Below are 17,417 nucleotides of genomic sequence, written 5' to 3'. Positions count from 1 at the left end.
GCTGGCTCATGAAGCTGTTCTTGTAAAGAAGAAGCGCCTGTGCCACGCTTCTTGCAACCGATTACATGGGGGATGGGATCGGTGGCAGGAGGATTCATGAAAACAATGAAGGGCCCCGGCCTTTTTCTGGCCCAGTTTGCCGGAAACACGGCACCGTTCAACACATGGGCAGGGATCACACGTTGGGCCGCGGAATGTGGGTATCTGGGGGTGCAGGTTCCATCCGGCGATGCGCGGCTGATGGATCTGGGGCTTGCGGCAAGTTCCCGCAGTTATTGCGAGGATCTTCTGGCGCAGGCCGGCGGCATCGTCATCACCGAACTTTCCAGCCATACGCAGGGCCAGCTTGTCGCCGTGCATCCTGCCTATGACGAGGCGTTCGACGCCTTTGCCGCACCGCAGGTTCGCGGCAATCCCGCGGCGCGCGCCGAATGGGCCGTCGATCAGGTAAAGAAAACGATCAGCGCCTCGGCCAATCTGGGGCTGAAGGCGATGGCCACGTTCTCAGGCTCGCTTGCATGGCCCTATGTCTATCCGTGGCCGCAGCGCCCGCCGGGGCTGATCGAAGCGGCCTTTGATGAACTTGCCCGCCGCTGGCACCCCATCCTTGACCATGCCGAAAGCTGCGGCATCGATGTCTGCTTCGAGATCCATCCGGGCGAGGATCTTCATGACGGCGCCACGTTCGAGATGTTCCTTGACCGGGTGAACCACCATCCGCGCGCCAAGATGCTGTATGATCCGTCGCATTACGTGCTTCAGGGGCTGGATTATCTGGCCAACCTCGACATCTATGCCGACCGGATCGGCATGTTCCATGTGAAGGATGCCGAATTCAACCCGACGGGGCGGCAGGGCGTTTACGGCGGCTACCAGCCATGGGTGGATCGCGCTGGCCGTTTCCGGTCCCCCGGCGACGGGCAGGTTGATTTCCGCGCCGTTTTCTCCAAGCTGACAGCGCAGGGGTTTGACGGCTGGGCGGTGGTTGAATGGGAATGCGCCCTCAAGCACCCCGAGGATGGGGCAAGGGAAGGGGCACGTTTCGTGAAGGACCACATCATCCGTGTGACACCGCACGCCTTTGACGATTTCGCAGCTGCCGGCACCGATGCGCAGGCCAACCGCCGCATGCTGGGGCTGGACCGATGAGGGCGCTGCGCCTGGGAATGGTTGGCGGGGGCAGCGGTGCCTTCATCGGAAACGTGCATCGCATGGCCGCGCGCCTTGATGGCCAGTTCGAGCTTGTGGCGGGGGCGCTGTCCTCCGATCCCGAGCGGGCCCGCCGGTCGGGGGAGGAGCTTGGACTTGCGCGGGTTTACGACGATTTCGCGCAGATGGCCGAGGCCGAGGCCACCCGCCCCGACGGGATCGAGGCGGTGGCCATCGTCACCCCCAATCACATGCATGCGGCGCCGGCAAAGGCGTTCCTTGAACGCGGCATCCACGTCATCTGCGACAAGCCCCTGACCGCCACCACCGAAGAGGCGCGCGATCTGGCCGCCGCCTGCGAAGCGTCAAACGCGCTGTTCATCCTGACGCATACCTATTCCGGCTATGCCATGGTCCGTCAGGCGCGCGAAATGGTAGCGCGGGGCGATATCGGCCCGGTGCGCGTGGTGCAGGTGGAATACGCACAGGACTGGCTGACCGAGGATAACGCCTCGCAGCAGGCAGGATGGCGCACCGATCCCGCGAAGGCGGGCGCGGGCGCGGTGGGCGATATCGGCACCCATGCATGGCATCTGGCGCAATACGTCAGCGGGCTGGAGGTGGAGGCGCTTTCGGCAGAACTCAGCAGCTTCGTGCCCGGGCGGCGGGTGGATGACAACGTGCAGGCGATGCTGCGCTTCAAGGGCGGGGCACGCGGTTCGCTTTGGGCCAGCCAGGTCGCGCCGGGGCATGAAAACACCGTCCGCATCCGCGTGTTCGGTGAAACCGGCGGCCTTGACTGGACGCAGGAAGCTGCAACACAACTTTCCTTCACCCGCTTCGGGCAGCCGCGCCAGATCCTGACGCAGAACGGCGCGGGGGCGACCGGGGCCGCAACGCGCCTGTCGCGCGTGCCTGCAGGCCATCCCGAAGGATACATAGAAGCCTTCGCCAATATCTATGCCGAGGCTGCCCGTGCCATCCGCGCCCATGGCAGTGTGCTGCCGGACGGGGTGCAGTATCCCGGCATCGTCGATGGCATGGGCGGGATGGCGTTCATCGCGGCCTGCCGGGAATCCTCGGCCAATAACGGGGCTTGGGTGGCCCCATGAAGCCGGTTCTTTCCCTGTCGAACGTCACCCGCAGCTTCGGCCCGATCGAGGTGCTGCACGGCATCGACATCCAGCTTCACAGCGGCGAGGTTCATGCGCTGATCGGTGAAAACGGCGCCGGAAAGTCCACAACGATGAAGGTCATGTCCGGCTTTCTGGCCCCCAGCAGCGGCACCGTCTGCATCGACGGCGATCCGGTCCGCCTCACCTCCCCCGCCCAGGCGGAGGAGGCGGGCATCGTGATGATCCACCAGGAATTCAATCTTGCCGCCCATCTGACGGTGACGGAAAACGTGTTCCTTGGGCGCGAGATGCGGCGCGGCCCGTTCCTTGATCATGCGGGAATGCGCAAATACACGCAGGCACTGCTGACGCGGCTTCATTGCAATGCCTCGCCCGATGCGCGGATTGCCGACATCTCGGTTCCCGACCGGCAGATGGTGGAGATTGCGAAGGCCCTGTCGCGCCATGCCCGCGTGCTGATCATGGACGAGCCGACCGCCGTTCTGACCGCCCGCGAGACCGAGGTTCTGTTTCAGCAGGTGGATCGCCTGAAGGCCGAAGGCGTGGCCGTGCTTTACACTTCGCACAAGCTGGGCGAGGTGCGGCGCCTGGCCGACCGCGTGACCGTACTGCGCGACGGATCGATGGTGCTGTCCGATTGCGCCGAAGGCATGACCGAGGACCAGATGGCCACCGCCATGGTGGGGCGCGATCTTTCGGACCTTTACCCGCCAAAGCGCAAGGGCGGCGGCGACGTTGTTCTTTCGGCCCGCGACATCCGCGTGCCGCGCTTTGTCGAGGACGCCTCGTTCGATCTGCGGCAGGGAGAGATCCTTGGCTTTGCCGGCCTTGTCGGCTCTGGCCGGACCGAGCTGATGGAGGCGGTTGCCGGCCTGCGCCCGCGCGACGGCAGCGTGACCGTGAACGGCGCCACCCTGCCCGCCGACCGGATGCGCCCCGCGATCCAGGCCGGACTGGTCTATCTGACCGAGGACCGGAAGGAATCGGGCCTTCTGCTGAACAAGTCCCTGCGCGAGAACCTGACCCTTCTGGCGCTTGAACGGTTTTCGCATGGCCTGATCGACCGCAAGGCCGAAGATGCCGCGCTGGACCAGGCGATCGCCGACTGGGACATCCGCATCCCGCATCGCGACGTGCTGGCGGGCAACCTTTCGGGCGGAAACCAGCAGAAGCTGCTTCTGGCCAAGACGATGCTGACCCAACCCCGTATCGTCATCGTGGACGAACCGACCCGCGGCATCGATATCGGCACCAAGCAGCAAATCTATCGCTTCATCCACCGCCTTGCTGACGAGGGGCTGAGCGTTATCGTCATCTCCTCGGAATTGCCGGAGGTGATCGGCCTGTGCGACCGCGTGATCGTGATGCAGCGTGGCCGCATCGCGGGGCAGGTAGCGGGCGCAGATGTGAACGAACGCGCCATCGTCCGGCTGGCGATGGGACTTGAGGGAGAGGCCGCATGACAGCCACCGCCGAACCAAGGCAGGCCCCGCGCCGCCGCATCAACCTGCACGCCATCGGGCCGCTTGCCGCCCTTGGGGTGCTGCTGCTGATCGGGATCGCGCTGAACGATAACTTCCTCAGCTATTCCAACCTGACGAACGTGCTGGCGCGGTCAGCCTTCATCGGCATCATCGCGGTGGGGATGACCTTCGTGATCACGGCAGGCGGGCTGGATCTTTCCGTCGGCTCCATGGCCGCCTTCGTTGCGGGCGTGATGATCATGGTGATGAACGCGCTGCTGCCCATGATGGGGCAAGGGGTGGGGGTGATCCTTGTCGGCATCCTTATCGGCCTTGTCACGGGCCTGTTCGGCGGGGCCATCAACGGCCTTCTGGTCACCCGCGCACGGATCGAGGCGTTCATCGTCACCCTTGGCACGATGGGCATCTACCGTTCACTGATCACATGGATGGCCGACGGGGGCACCCTTTCGCTGAACTACGAACTGTCGGGCGTTTACCGCCCTGTTTATTACGGCACGGTTCTGGGGGTCAGCTGGCCGATCATCGTCTTTGCCCTTGTGGCGATCGCGGGGGAAATCACGATGCGCCACACCCGGTTCGGCCGCCACTGCGCAGCCATCGGGTCGAACGAACAGGTGGCGAGGTATTCGGCGGTGAACGTGATGCGCGTGCGCATGGCAACCTATGTGCTGCTGGGCCTGCTGGTTGGCGTGGCCACGATCATGTACGTGCCGCGCCTGGGGTCCGCTTCCGCCGCAACCGGCCTTCTGTGGGAGCTGGAGGCGATCGCGGCCGTCATCATCGGCGGCACCATGCTGAAAGGCGGTTTCGGGCGCGTCTGGGGCACTGTCGTGGGCGTCCTGATCCTTGGCCTGATCGGCAATATCCTGAACCTGACGGACCTTGTTTCCCCCTATCTGAACGGGGCGATCCAAGGCATCATCATCATTCTTGCCGTTGTTCTGCAAAGGGGCGGCATCCGATCCAACTGAACGGGAGGACTACCATGACCATCCGCACGATCCTGTCCGCCACGGCACTTCTGGCCGTTGCGCTACCGGCAGGGGCCGAAACCATCGGCATCTCCATTCCCGCGGCCACGCATGGCTGGGCGGGGGGCCTGAACTATCACGCGCAGGCCACGGTGGAACGTCTTGAAGAAGCGTATCCGGACCTGGATTTCGTTCTGACCACGGCATCGGACCCGTCCAAGCAGGTTTCCGACATCGAGGATATGGTGGCCACGCGCAACATCGACGCGCTGGTCGTGCTGCCTTTCGAATCCGAACCCCTGACCGCCCCCGTGGCCCGCGTGGCCGAAAGCGGCACCTATGTGACGGTGGTCGATCGCGGCCTTTCGCAAGACGGGATCGAGGATCTTTATGTCGCGGGCGACAATGAAGGCTTCGGCCGCGTCGCCGGCGAATATTTCGCCGAAACGCTGGACGAAGGATCGAAGATCGTGGTGCTGCGCGGCATCGCCTCCACCATCGACAACGAACGCGTCGAGGCGTTCACCGCCGCCATCGAAGGCGCCGGCATCGAGGTGCTGGGCATGGAGCACGGCAACTGGAACCGCGACACCTCGTTCACCGTGATGCAGGACTTCCTGTCCCGCTTCCCCGAGATTGACGCAGTCTGGGCCGCCGATGACGACATGGCCACGGGCGCCCTGCAGGCTATCGAACAGGCCGGCCGCTCGGACGAGATGTGGGTCGTGGGTGGCGCGGGCATGAAGGAAATCGTGGCCCGCATCCGCGACAACGATCCGATGCTGCCGGTGAACGTGACCTATCCGCCCGCGATGATCGCAACCGCGATCGAGCTGACGGCGATGCGCTTCACCTCCCCCGCGCCGGTGGCGGGCCGGTTCATCATCGGCTCCGAACTGATCACGCCCGAGAACGCGGCTGATTACTATTTCGAAGACAGCCCGTTCTGATCGAACGCGGCAGGTGCACGAACATGGCCAGCCCCACGGGGCTGGCTTTTTGTCATCCGGCGGTCGCCTGCGGCAAAAGGTTGCGGCGGTGGAACGGACGGGCAGTGAAAAGGTTGTGCGGGCTGAACCTTTGGGAGGACACCATGCTTCACAAGATCGCCTTCGTCGCCGCCTTCGCCCTGCCGACCGCCGCGCTCGCCCAATCCGAAGGGCAGTTCACCCTGCCCGAACTGCCCTATGCGACCGATGCGCTGGAACCGGCGATCAGCGCCGAGACGATGGAACTGCATCATGGCAAGCACCATCAAGGCTATGTCGACAACCTGAACAAGGCGGTCGGTGCCGGCGACGCGCCGGCAGACCTGTCGCTGGAAGAGCTGGTGGCACAGGCCGGCACCTTCCCCGACTCCGTGCGCAACAATGCGGGCGGGCACTGGAATCACAGCTTCTTCTGGGAAACCATGGCCCCCGAAGGTGAAACAGGCGAGATGTCGGAGGAGCTTTCGCAGGCCATCACCGAAAGCTTCGGATCCGAAGATGAATTCCGCACCGCGTTCGAGAAAGCCGGCACAAGCCGTTTCGGATCGGGCTGGGCATGGCTGATCCTGAACGATCAGGACCAGCTGGAGGTCACCTCCACCCCCAACCAGGACAACCCGCTGATGGACGTGGCCGAAACCAAAGGCACGCCGCTTCTGGGCAATGACGTGTGGGAACACGCCTATTACCTGACCTACAACAACCGCCGCGGCGAATATCTGGCCGAGTGGTGGAACGTGGTCGATTGGACCAAGGTGTCGGAGCGTTACGACGCCGCCCTGGCAGAGTGAGACATTTCGCCCATTGCGCCCCTGACGGCGCATCTGCAACAGATGGACCATGCGCCATCTGTTGCACCCCCATCTTGCGGGATTGACGCTTCTGATCCTGCTGGCCCTTGCCTTCGCAACGGGCACGTCCCTGCACGCCGCCCCATCCATGACGGAAGCGCGGCTTGAGGCGTATATGCTGGCCGGCGGCCTTGCCGATGATCTGTGCAGCACGCAAGATCAGGATCACCTGCACCTTCCTTCCTGTTCGCTTTGCCAGCTTGTCACGGCCACGGACCTGCCGGGCACCGGCCTTGCCCTGCCCGAACTGGAACGCAGGCTGGCCGCCGCAGTCATCCTGCCGCAGGTGCAACGCGCCGCTTCGCGCGCCCGCGATCCAGCCATTCCGCCCCGCGGCCCCCCTTCCCTGACCTGAGCCGACCTTCGCCTTCACCGAACGCTCTTGGGGATCAACATGTCCACCACCACAGACCTGCCGCGCCGCAAGGCGTCCGGCGGGGCGCTGCGGCCCTTCCTGCTGCGGCTTCACTTCTATATCGGCCTGTTCGTGGGGCCGTTCCTGTTCATCGCCGCGCTGACTGGCCTGCTTTACGTGCTGACCCCGCAGATTGAGGCGCGCTTGTATTCAGAAGCGCTGTTCACCGACACCGTCGGCCCCGCGCAGCCCCTTTCGCTGCAGGCACAGGCGGCGCGGGATCATATCGGCGGCACCCTTGACGTGTCGGCCGTGCGCCCCGCCCCGGCCGAGGGGCAAACGACACGGATCATGTTCTCGGACCCCGCGCTTGGGCCGTCTGAAAACCGGACCCTGTTCGTCGATCCCGTGACGCTGGCGATCAAGGGGGACATGACCACCTATGGCACCAGCGGAATCCTCCCCTTCCGCATCACGCTGGATTACCTGCATCGCAGCCTGCTTCTGGGCGACTGGGGCCGCTATTACAGCGAGCTCGCAGCCTCGTGGCTTTGGGTGGTGGTGCTGGGCGGCGTTGCCCTTTGGACGACGGGCGCACCCCGCACGGCCCGCCGCCGCATCCATGGCTTGATCGGCGTGACGGCGGCGGTGTTCCTGCTGTTCCTGTCGGTGACGGGGCTGACATGGTCGCAAGGGGCAGGGGGCCGGATTGACGCACTGCGCGGGGCCATCGGATGGACCACGCCCAGCGTCAGCACCACGCTGAACGGGGGCGAGGCGATGGCCATGCACCACCACCACCACGCCCCCGACCTTGCCGCGCGGGAGGACCGGATCGACCAGCTTGACGACGCCGCCCGCGCCGCCGGCCTCGGTTCCCCCTTCATCGAAATCCGCCTGCCCAGACCGCACGAGGCATGGGTCGTGCGTGAATACGACCGCGGATGGCCCACGCAGGCCGTCACGGTCGCACTGGCGCCCGACACGCTGGCCATCACGGACCGGGCCGATTTCGCCGATTTCACACCCGTCGCGAAGCTGATCCGGTGGGGGATCGACACGCATATGGGCGTTCTGTTCGGGCTGCCGAACCAGATCCTGATGGCCACGGTTGCGCTGGCGCTGATGGCCTCCACCGCGTGGGGCTATGCGATCTGGTGGGCGCGGCGGCCCGCGATGGGGCTGCCGCTGGCCGTGCTGTGGATGCGCCTGTCATTGCCATTGCGCGTGACCACGCTGCTGATCGCCTGCGCGTTCGGCTGGGCATTGCCGACGCTTGGCACCAGCCTTGCGGCATTTCTTGTTATCGACATCCTGCGCCTGACCGCCACGCGGCGGCTGGCCCTCAAATGAAAGGAAACACCATGTTTCGCACCCTGATCGCGGTTGCCGCTTTCGCGCTTGCCTCCCCCGCCCTTGCGGCCGAGGCGCAGGTTGCCGTTACCGACGCCTTTGCCCGCGCGACGCTTCCCGGCGCGCCCGTCGGCGGCGCCTATATGACGCTGACAGCCGATGCCGATGACCGGCTGGTCTCGGCCAGCACGGATGCCGCGGGCACCGTGTCGATCCACGAGATGACGATGAAAGGGGGCCGGATGCAGATGCGCGCCGCGAACGGCCTGCCCCTTCCCGCCGACACGGCCGTGACACTTGCCCCTTCGGGCACGCACCTGATGCTGGAAGATCTGGCCGCCCCGCTGATCGAAGGGCAAACGATCACGCTGAAGCTGACCTTTGAAAACGCGGCGCCCGTAGAGGTCGAGGTGCCCGTGCGCGCCATCAACGCGCAGCAGGGCCACCACCACCACCACTGACGCCGCCGCGCCGTCACTTGTTGGTGCGGCCGCGCTGGTTGGGATCGATCCCGCCTTCGGGCGTCGTGTCGTTCATCACGTCGCCCTCGAAGGTGTTTTCCCCGTCATCAAATTCGTTTTCGGGGCTGCTGCCGCTGATGCCGGGATTGCCGCGCAGATCGGCATCGCTGGGATGGGCGGATTTGGGGTGCTTGTTGCTCATAATCGTCCTCCTGTCGGGGTGAAACCCGTGCGGCGGCGCGATGTTCCTGCGGGGAACAGGCGCGGGGCGCGGCCCGTTCGCCCCCTGCAACAGCCCCGAAGGATCGCCCATGGAACCCCTTTCCCTTGCCTTGCACTGGATCACCCGCGCGATCGAGGTTGCGGGCGTGGCCGCCATCGTGTTCGGAATGATCATCGCCGCGCTGCGCTTCGTAACGGAACGGGCGGACGAGGGCCGCTTCCAGGCCCTTCGCAGGCGTCTTGGCCGGTCCATCCTTCTGGGGCTGGAATTCCTTGTTGCCGCCGACATCATCAACACCGTCGCGATCGAACCCACGCTGGACAGCGTGCTGGTGCTGGCGGGGATCGTGCTGATCCGGACCTTCCTCAGCATCTCGCTGGAGGTGGAGATCGATGGCCGCTGGCCGTGGCAGAAAGCCAGGGAAACGCGCTGATCGGGAACATCACGCCGATCCGGCAGTTACCCCCAAAGCTCGACACGTCAAAAAGGAGAGCACGATGGCACATGCAAGCCACAAGCATTTCGGCCCCGGCGCGCAGGACAAGGGCAAAGGTGACGGCACCGGCGCGATGACCGAAACCGAGACCGAGAACCTGCCCGACAACATGGTGCTGAGCAATCGCGACAAGGCCCAGCACAGCGACAGCCGCGGCCTTGACAGCCGCGATGTCCAGACCGAACAGCGCCGCGATCACGTGGGCGCCCGGCGGCCCTGACGGATGGGGGAGGGTATGGCCCTCCCCTTTCCTTTTCCCGTTATTGACACCGCTGTTACGTGATCTTATTACGTCCGCACCGAAAGATCACGGTGGTCCATGTTCCTGCTCGACTCCCTTTCCATCGAAATCGCGAACCGCCGCATCGTCAGCGATGTCAGCCTGCGTATCGGGGCGGGGGTACGGGTGTGCCTTCTCGGCCCCTCCGGTTCGGGGAAATCGATGATCGCACGGGCCGCGCTTGGACTTTTGCCGCCGACAGCGCGGGTTTCCGGCCGGATCGTGATGAATGGCAGCGACGTGGCGGGGGTGCACGCGCTGTCGCGCCCCAAGCAGTCGCGGATGGCGATGGTGATGCAGGACACGCAGGCCGCGCTGAACCCGCTGGCCACCATCGGATACCAGCTTGAACGCCCGCTTCGTGCGCAGGGCCTTTCGCGCGCCGCCGCCCGCGCCCGTGCTGCCGCCCTGCTGGAGGCAATGCACCTGCCGGAAGCGGACCTTCTTCTGCGCCGCTGCCCGCCAGAGCTTTCGGGAGGCCAGCGCCAGCGCGTGTGCATCGCCATGGCACTGGCCACGGGTGCGCCGCTGATGATTGCCGATGAACCGACCACGGCGCTGGATACCGTGACGCAGGCGCAGGTTCTGGACGTTCTGCACCACGCCTCAGGCCAAGGGCCGGCGCTGTTGTTCATCACGCATGATCTGCGGGCCGCAGCGCGGCTGTGCGACCGCGCGGTGGTGCTTCAGGACGGGCATGTGGTTGAAACGGGAACCATGTCGCAGATCCTTTCGGCACCGCAACATGCCTGCACCCGCGCCATCGTTCATGCGGCGCGGCGCGGCGATCTGCCGGCAATGCCGGTGCAGCAGGCCGCCTGACCATGCCCGACGCCTTTCTTTCGGTACGCGGCCTGCGGCTTGGCCACGCCCGGCCGGGCCTTTGGCCACTGCGCCGCCGCCGAATCGTGCTGCACGATATCGACCTTGATCTTGCGCGCGGCGAACGCGTGGGGCTTGTGGGGGCCTCCGGTTCCGGCAAGACAAGCCTGCTGCGCTGCCTTCTGGCGCTGGACCGCCCCGATGCCGGCCTGATCACCTGCAACGGCCGGAGGATCCGCCCCGCCCCGGTGCGGGCGCTGCGCGATTTCCGGCGGGCGGTGCAATACATCCCGCAGGATCCCGCCGCATCGCTTGATCCGCGCATGACGGTGGCCGCACTGGTGACCGAGCCGCTGCGCCGCCTGAAGGTCGATTGCGACCCCCTGCCCCGCGCCTGCGAGGTGCTGGAGCAGGTGGGCCTTGGCCCCGATTTCCTGAACCGCCGCCGGGCGGAACTTTCGGGCGGGCAGGCGCAACGGGTCGCCATCGCCCGCGCCGTCGCCACCCGTCCCGCCTTTCTGCTGACCGATGAACCTGTCAGCGGGCTGGATCTGCCGGTGCGCGATCAGGTGGTTTCGGTGCTGGATGATCTGTCGCGGCACTTCGGCACGGGGCTTCTGGTCGTTTCGCACGATCTTTCGGTTCCCGCCCGCATCTGCGACCGGACACTGGTGATGGATGCCGGCCGCATCGTCGAGGATCGCCCCACCGCCCATCTCCTTGCCGCACCGCGCCATCCGGCCACCCGCGCGCTCATTTCCGCCATCCCTCCCCTTCCCGCAACGGAGATTGCCTGATGATCCCCTTCTTCCGCCGCGCGGGGCTTGCCGCCCTGCTGCTGCCGCTTGCCGCCACGATGGCGCCCGCGCAGGACACGCAGCGCATCCACGTGGCGATGCTGCAGCCGCCACGCTCGGGCCTCAGCCCGCTGAGCGATGACGCGTTCAAGCTGTCGCGGTGGAGCACGGCGGAAACCCTGATCCGGCTGGACGCGGCGGGCGATCCGCAGCCGCTTCTGGCCACGGAATGGGAACAGCTGGATGACCGGACATGGCGCTTCACCATCCGCTCCGGCGTCAGCTTTCACGATGGCACACCGCTGACGGCGGCGCAGGTGGCCGCCTCGCTGATGGCGGCGACAAGGGCCGTGCCGAAGCCCCGCATCCTTGACGGGGTGGAAATGACGGTCGAAACCGATGGCGAAGATGCGGTGATCGTGCGCACGGGCGATGCGGACCCGCTGGTACCCAACCGCCTGTCCAGCCCGCAACTGGCAATCATGGCCGCCAGCGCCTATACCGGGGACGGCCGCGTGAACCCCATCGAGGCCGGCACCGGCCCCTTCGTTCTGCGCAAGATCAACGGGGTCACCAGCGCGCATCTGGACCGGTTCGACAGATACTGGGGTGAAAAGGCGAAGCTGGCGGGCATCGATGCCGATTATGTCAATGACGGCACCGCACGCGCTGCGGCCCTTCGCACCGGCACCGCCGACGTGGTGGAGGCGATCCCCGTGTCGCAGGCCGCGCTGCTCGATCCCGATCTGGTGCACGAGGTGCCGATGCCGCGCACCAACACGCTTTACGTCAACACGCAGCGCGGCCCGCTGGCCGATCCGGCCCTGCGCGCCGCCGTCCGCGAAGCGATCAACCGCGAGGCGATCAGCCGCACAGTTTACGAAGGCCGCGCCGATGTGGCGCGCGGCCTGCTGGGCCCGGCCCTGCCCTGGGCCGATGGTTTGCGCGAGCCGTGGGAAGGCGCCGCCCCCCGCGCGCCCGAAGGCACGAAAATCACGCTTGCCACCTTCAGCGACCGCGCCGAACTGCCCGAGGTTGCCGTGATGGTCGCCCAGCAGCTGGAAGCCGCCGGTTTCAAGGTGGAGCAGGAGGTCCGCCAATACGCCCATATCGAGGCTGACGCGCTGTCGCGTGCCTTTGACATCTTCACCCTGTCGCGCGCCACCGTTCTCGATTCCGGCGATCCGGTCGCCTATATGTTCAGCGATTTCGCGTGCGAGGGATCGTTCAACATCTCGCAGCTTTGCGATGCGGATGTGGATGCCGCGCTGGCCCGCGCCGCCGCGGCCCCTGCGGGCGACGCGCGCCGCAGCGCCATCATCGAAGCCGAGGCCATGATCCTTGCCACCGGCGCGGCCGTTCCCATCCTGCATGAACGCGTGATCCAGGGCGAAGGCGCGGGCGTGGCCAATGCCGAACGCGATCCGCGCGAACGGATGCTGATCACCGAGCATACGACCCTGCAAGCCGAATGATGCGGCACGTGGCCCTTCCCGCGCTGTCGCGGCTGGTGACGCTTTGCATCGTGATGGTGCTGGTGGGGCTGCTGCCGTGGCTCTCGGGCCGCGACCCGGCGCTGAGCATCCTGCGCGCCCGTTCCGGTGACCAAAACCCCACGCCCGAGGCGCTGGAGGCGATCCGCCAGCAGCTTGGCCTTGCGCTTGGCCCTGCGGAGAACCTGCGCCTCTGGCTGGCTGGCCTGCTGCGGGGGGATGCAGGCGTTTCTTGGATTTCGGGCGGGCCGGTGATGCCGGGGATCGTGGCCGCGATGCAGGTGTCGCTGGTGCTGATGGCGGCGGCGTTTCTTGTGGCGGCGGTGACGGCGCTGCTGCTGTGCCTGCCCACGCTGGCGCGCGGGCTGCGCGGCAAGGGGGGCCTGTCCTCGGGGGCGGTGGCGGCGGCGCTGACGGCCCTGCCGGAATTCATGCTGTCATCGCTGTTGCTGGTGATCGTGGCGGTGTGGCTGGAATGGCTGCCGCCCTATGGCTGGGGCACGCCCGCGCAGGCGATCCTTCCGGCGCTGGCGCTTGGCCTTCCTGCGGGCGGGCTGCTGGGGCGGCTATTGTCGGACGGGCTTGCCGCGACCTTTTCCGAACCGTGGCTGGCCACATGGGCCACGGCGGGCTTTTCCCGCGCCCGCATCGCGCGGGCCGCCGCGCGCCGCACCCTTCCCGGCGTGATGCCGCAGATCGCGATGATCATGGTGGGCATGACAGGCGGCGCCGTGGCGGTGGAGCAGGTCTTCGCCATCCCCGGCCTTGGACGGCTGGTGCTGGGATCGGCCTCGGCGCAGGATATGCCCGCGCTTCAGGCGGGTATACTGGTGCTGCTGCTGAACGCGGTGCTGATCGGCACGGTGATGCACCTGCTGCGCGGGCTTCTGCTGGGACGCGCGCTGCAGCTCGGGGCGCTGCCGGTGCCGCAGGTCAGCCATCCCGCACCGCGGTATGGCTGGGCCGTGCCGGCCGCCGTTCTGGCGCTGCTGCTGGCGGTGGTGCTGGCGGGGCTGCCGCGCGATCCCTTTGCATCGGAGTATATCCGCCTTCAGGCACCCTCCCTTGCGCTGCCGCTGGGAGCTGACGGGCTGGGGCGCGACGTGCTGGCACGGGTGGCCCACGGCGCGCTGTCCACCATCGGCATGGCAGCCTTGGTGACCGCGATTGCGCTGGTGACGGGGCTGGCGGTGGGCATGTTCCCCCGCCTTGCCGCCGGCCCGATCGAGATTGCGAAAGCCACGCCCCCCGTCATTGCCGGCCTTGCCGTGGCCGCCGCGATGGGCCCCGGCAGCCATGGCGCGGTGATCGCCGTGGCGGCGGTGGCATGGGCACCCTTGGCCGCGCACACCGCCGCGCTGGCGACCGAGGTCCGGGCGCAGCCGCATGTGCGCATCGCCCCCGTTCTTGGCGTGGGGCCGCTGCGGCTGATGGTCCGCTATGTTCTGCCGGCGGTGGTGGGGCCGGTGACGCGGCACGCGATGCTGCGCCTTCCGGGGATCGCGCTGGCGCTGGCCGCGCTTGGCTTTCTGGGGCTGGGCCCGCGCCCGCCTTCGCCCGAATGGGGCCTGATCCTGGCCGAGGCGATGCCCTACATGGAACGGGCGCCATGGGCTGTTCTGACCCCCGTCCTGGCCCTGTCGCTGCTGTCGGTTCTTGCGGTGACGCTGGCCGCGCTGCTGCGCCGCTAGGGTTTATCCTTCGGTCTGGCGGGCCGCCGCGCGTGGCCAGCACCACCACCACGGCCGCGATCATCGCCGGCGCCATCACATCGCGCCCGAAGCCAAGCATGCGGGCAAGATCAATGCAGCGATGCAGCAGGATGCCGGCAACTCCTCCGAAGGCGCAGCGCCAGAATCCGAAGCAAACTTGTCCGGCAGCGTCGGGTTCCGGGGGTGAAGAAGCGCCCGCCCCATCGGCGGGCGCATGCCGATCACTCGTCGCTACGGGTGGCGGCGTCGTTGATGACGGTTTCGGCCAGCTTGCTCAGCTTTTCGTCGCTGGAGATCTCTTCCTGAAGCGTTTGGTCGATCAGGGTCACGGCATCGTCCATGCCCAGCTTCTGCGCCCAGCTTTTCATCGTGCCATAGCGGGCGATCTCGTAATGCTCCACCGCCTGGGCAGCGGCCACGATGCCGGCGTCAAGCGCGGTCGTGCCCTTGAACTCCTCCATAATCTCGTGCGCTTCGGAGATGATGCCCTCGATCGCGTCGCAGGTCTTGCCGCGCGGACGCTTACCGATCATTTCGAACAGCTGCGTCAGGCGTTCCACCTGCTGCTGGCTTTCTTCCTCATGCTCCTCGAATGCGGCCTTCAGATCGGGGTTCTGCGCGGCGCGGGCCAGCCTGCGAAGGGCGGTCGTGCCCTTGCGCTCGGCGTAATAGATGTCCTTCAGCGTTTCGTAGAACAGCGTGTCGAGCGTTTTGTCGGCCATTGTATCCTCCGGGTTGGCGTGGACCTGCGGGGCCTTTGCCCCGGCGCGGTCACAACCCCCGGCTGTGCGGGTGGTTCCGCACAGCGATCCGGTGGCAGCGTCAGGCCGCGCAGGCAAGGGCGGCCGCACCGATCAGCCCCGGTTCCTCCCCCGCGGTGGCCGGCACGACCAGCGGTCCGTCCATGCGGCGCAGGATGCGCTGGCGGACCGCCCCGTCCAGCATCGCAACCAGCGGGGCCGAGGATGCAAGCCCGCCCCCTGCCGCGATGACCCCCGGCGTCAGCAGGTTCGCCACCATCGCCAGCGGCCCGGCCAGCACGTCGCACCACAGCCGGACCGTGGCCGCGGATGCGGGATCGCCGGCCTGCCAGCCTGAGACGATGGCACGGCTGTCGGCCCCCGCCCCGTGCAGGTGCCGGTGCAGATGCTCCATCCCCCGCGCGCCCCCCAGCGTATCAAGGCATCCCGTCTGCCCGCACCCGCAGCGCAGAACCGGAACATCCGCGCGATGGGCCAGAACGGGGCCGTGCCCCCACTCGCCCGCGGCCGCGATCAGCCTGCCGCCCGCCACGACACCGCCCCCGACGCCGGTGCCAAGGATAATGCCCAGCACCACGTCATGGCCGCGCCCCGCGCCCTGCACGGCTTCGGCCATCGCAAAACAGTCGGCATCGTTGGCCAGCACCACGGGCAGGCCAAGTGCGGCCTGCAGATCCTGCGCAAGCGGGCGGCCGGTCAGGCAAGGGATGTTGGCCACCGTCGCCAGCCCCGCCTTGTCCACCGCCCCCGCGATGGAGATGGCAAGGATGCGCGGCGGCTGGCTGGCCGCCGCAACCGCCTTGCGCATCGCTGCCACAAAAGCAGCGAAATCATGCGTGGGGGTGGGCAAGCGGTAGGGCATGCCCGGACCTTGCGGCCCCGTCACCTCGGCCACCTTGATCGCGGTGCCGCCGATGTCGAAGCAAAGGATCACGCGGGAACGCCAGCGATCCAGACGCCCCGCAGCGCCAGATCTGGCGACAGGTGCAGGAAATCTGCGCGCTGCCCCACCCGAAGCCCCCCGCGCGTGGCATCGCCCATCGCCGCCGCCGGATAGGCCGTGGCCATGCGCAGCGCCTCCTCCACCGGAACGCCAAGGGCATGGGCATGCCGGACCGCATCGATCAGCGCGATGTCGGCCCCGGCAAGCGTTCCGTCGGCCAGCGTCAGCCGGCCGCCCTTGCGGTAAATCTGCCGCCCGTTCAGCATGAACCCGTCATCCTGCGTGCCCACGGTGGACATTGCATCGCTGACAAGAAACAGCCGCGCGGGGCCGTCCTTTGCCCGCATCGCGATCCGCAATGCCGCATCGTCCACGTGGAAGCCATCGGCGATCAGCCCGGCCCAAAGCCGCCCATCCTCCAGCGCGGCCCCCACAAGGCCGGGGGCGCGATGGGCAAGCTGGCTCATCGCGTTGAAGACGTGGGTGACCATGCGCGCCCCCGCATCGGCGGCGGCGCAGGCCTGCGCGAAGGTGGCGTCGGAATGGCCAAGGCTGACCGTCACACCCGCATCCGCAAGGCGGCGGATATCGGCGGGGGCGACCACCTCGGGGGCAAGGGTGCAGATCAGCCGCACCTGCGCCGCCGCCGCCACCATCACGTCGATATCCTGCGGCTGCGGCGGGCGCACCAGCGCGGGATCATGCGTGCCCTTGCGCGAAAGGGCCAGATGCGGCCCTTCCAGATGCAGGCCCATCACGTCGGTCGCGGCGGCGGCCTTTATCGCGCTGGCCGTCACCTCGGCCGTGTCGGTGATCAGCGTCACCATAAGCGAGGTTGTTCCATGCTGCGCATGGGCCGCCTGGATGCGCGCGATGCCTTCGGGCGTGGGGTCGTTGTTCAGCAGGACGCCCCCGCCGCCATTGACCTGAAGATCCACAAGGCCGGGAACGATCCACCCGCTGACGGGCACCGCCCCGGCCATGGGGCGCGTGATGGCGGCAATGCGGCCATCTTCCACCACAAGGCAGGCATCGTCATGCCAGCAGGTTCCGTCGAAGATGCGGGGGGCGCGAAAAGCTGTCATGCCCGGACGATAGCAGAGCCGCCCTGCTGCGGGAACAGCCGTTTGACATCCCC

At 67.1% G+C, this 17,417-nt stretch carries 19 protein-coding genes; 15 read left to right on the top strand and 4 right to left on the bottom strand.

Annotated elements, in window-relative coordinates:
- The first annotated feature begins 96 nt into the window (after positions 1–96).
- The 9 genes from JX25_RS12045 to JX25_RS12005 all read left to right on the top strand — a co-directional run bounded on the left by JX25_RS12045 (position 97) and on the right by JX25_RS12005 (position 8,752).
- Positions 97–1,149 (top strand): sugar phosphate isomerase/epimerase family protein, encoded by a 1,053-nt coding sequence (locus JX25_RS12045; protein WP_128255359.1) that lies wholly within the window; start codon positions 97–99, stop codon positions 1,147–1,149.
- Positions 1,146–2,261 (top strand): Gfo/Idh/MocA family protein, encoded by a 1,116-nt coding sequence (locus JX25_RS12040; protein ID WP_206611583.1) that lies wholly within the window; start codon positions 1,146–1,148, stop codon positions 2,259–2,261. The genes JX25_RS12045 and JX25_RS12040 overlap by 4 nt, the downstream gene beginning before the upstream one ends.
- The gene (locus JX25_RS12035) at positions 2,258–3,748 is read left to right on the top strand and encodes a sugar ABC transporter ATP-binding protein (protein WP_128255358.1); all 1,491 of its coding nucleotides are present in this window, start codon (positions 2,258–2,260) and stop codon (positions 3,746–3,748) included. Before JX25_RS12040 ends, JX25_RS12035 begins: the two co-directional genes overlap by 4 nt.
- Positions 3,745–4,743, top strand: a complete 999-nt coding sequence (locus JX25_RS12030) for an ABC transporter permease (RefSeq protein WP_128255357.1) — start codon at positions 3,745–3,747, stop codon at positions 4,741–4,743. The genes JX25_RS12035 and JX25_RS12030 overlap by 4 nt, the downstream gene beginning before the upstream one ends.
- Before the next feature lie 14 nt (positions 4,744–4,757).
- Positions 4,758–5,693, top strand: coding sequence for an ABC transporter substrate-binding protein (locus JX25_RS12025; RefSeq protein WP_128255356.1), 936 nt, complete (start codon positions 4,758–4,760; stop codon positions 5,691–5,693).
- Between the two features lie 143 nt (positions 5,694–5,836).
- On the top strand, positions 5,837–6,523 hold the full coding sequence (locus tag JX25_RS12020; RefSeq protein WP_128255355.1) for a superoxide dismutase: 687 nt from the start codon (positions 5,837–5,839) through the stop codon (positions 6,521–6,523).
- A 49-nt stretch (positions 6,524–6,572) separates the two neighbouring features.
- Positions 6,573–6,938 (top strand): hypothetical protein, encoded by a 366-nt coding sequence (locus JX25_RS12015; protein ID WP_128255354.1) that lies wholly within the window; start codon positions 6,573–6,575, stop codon positions 6,936–6,938.
- A 39-nt stretch (positions 6,939–6,977) separates the two neighbouring features.
- Entirely contained in the window at positions 6,978–8,291 is a 1,314-nt protein-coding gene (locus tag JX25_RS12010) for a PepSY-associated TM helix domain-containing protein (protein WP_128255353.1), read from the top strand.
- 11 nt (positions 8,292–8,302) lie between these two features.
- Complete coding sequence (locus tag JX25_RS12005) at positions 8,303–8,752, top strand: copper chaperone PCu(A)C (RefSeq protein WP_128255352.1); 450 nt, start codon at positions 8,303–8,305, stop codon at positions 8,750–8,752.
- 13 nt (positions 8,753–8,765) lie between these two features.
- Here the strand turns inward: JX25_RS12005 and JX25_RS12000 are convergent, their stop codons facing one another.
- A complete protein-coding gene (locus JX25_RS12000; protein WP_128255351.1) occupies positions 8,766–8,954 on the bottom strand; it encodes a hypothetical protein in 189 nt (62 codons plus the stop codon).
- 109 nt (positions 8,955–9,063) lie between these two features.
- Here JX25_RS12000 and JX25_RS11995 point away from each other — a divergent pair, with 109 nt between their 5' ends.
- The 6 genes from JX25_RS11995 to JX25_RS11970 all read left to right on the top strand — a co-directional run bounded on the left by JX25_RS11995 (position 9,064) and on the right by JX25_RS11970 (position 14,554).
- Positions 9,064–9,408 carry a DUF1622 domain-containing protein gene (locus JX25_RS11995; protein ID WP_128255350.1) on the top strand — a complete coding sequence of 115 codons (345 nt, stop codon included), beginning with the start codon at positions 9,064–9,066 and terminating at the stop codon, positions 9,406–9,408.
- A 64-nt stretch (positions 9,409–9,472) separates the two neighbouring features.
- A complete protein-coding gene (locus JX25_RS11990; protein WP_128255349.1) occupies positions 9,473–9,691 on the top strand; it encodes a hypothetical protein in 219 nt (72 codons plus the stop codon).
- 99 nt (positions 9,692–9,790) lie between these two features.
- Positions 9,791–10,573: an ABC transporter ATP-binding protein gene (locus JX25_RS11985; RefSeq protein WP_128255348.1), complete on the top strand. Its 783-nt coding sequence runs from the start codon at positions 9,791–9,793 to the stop codon at positions 10,571–10,573.
- A gap of 2 nt (positions 10,574–10,575) precedes the next feature.
- Positions 10,576–11,370: an ABC transporter ATP-binding protein gene (locus tag JX25_RS11980; protein ID WP_128255347.1), complete on the top strand. Its 795-nt coding sequence runs from the start codon at positions 10,576–10,578 to the stop codon at positions 11,368–11,370.
- On the top strand, positions 11,370–12,845 hold the full coding sequence (locus JX25_RS11975) for an ABC transporter substrate-binding protein (protein ID WP_128255346.1): 1,476 nt from the start codon (positions 11,370–11,372) through the stop codon (positions 12,843–12,845). Before JX25_RS11980 ends, JX25_RS11975 begins: the two co-directional genes overlap by 1 nt.
- Before the next feature lie 8 nt (positions 12,846–12,853).
- A complete protein-coding gene (locus JX25_RS11970; RefSeq protein WP_206611582.1) occupies positions 12,854–14,554 on the top strand; it encodes an ABC transporter permease subunit in 1,701 nt (566 codons plus the stop codon).
- A gap of 242 nt (positions 14,555–14,796) precedes the next feature.
- On the opposite strand, the gene JX25_RS11965 is transcribed toward JX25_RS11970, so the two are convergent.
- The 3 genes from JX25_RS11965 to nagA all read right to left on the bottom strand — a co-directional run bounded on the left by JX25_RS11965 (position 14,797) and on the right by nagA (position 17,364).
- Positions 14,797–15,297: a YciE/YciF ferroxidase family protein gene (locus JX25_RS11965; protein WP_128255345.1), complete on the bottom strand. Its 501-nt coding sequence runs from the start codon at positions 15,295–15,297 to the stop codon at positions 14,797–14,799.
- A 100-nt stretch (positions 15,298–15,397) separates the two neighbouring features.
- On the bottom strand, positions 15,398–16,270 hold the full coding sequence (locus tag JX25_RS11960; RefSeq protein WP_128255344.1) for an ROK family protein: 873 nt from the start codon (positions 16,268–16,270) through the stop codon (positions 15,398–15,400).
- On the bottom strand, positions 16,267–17,364 hold the full coding sequence (gene nagA, locus JX25_RS11955; protein WP_128255343.1) for an N-acetylglucosamine-6-phosphate deacetylase: 1,098 nt from the start codon (positions 17,362–17,364) through the stop codon (positions 16,267–16,269). The genes JX25_RS11960 and nagA overlap by 4 nt, the downstream gene beginning before the upstream one ends.
- Between the last annotated feature and the right edge of the window lie 53 nt (positions 17,365–17,417).

This window comes from Falsirhodobacter deserti, assembly GCF_004015795.1.
Classification (GTDB): domain Bacteria; phylum Pseudomonadota; class Alphaproteobacteria; order Rhodobacterales; family Rhodobacteraceae; genus Falsirhodobacter; species Falsirhodobacter deserti.
The sequence above is the reverse complement of the archived record's forward strand: the minus strand, read 5'-3'. Positions and strand labels throughout refer to the sequence as shown.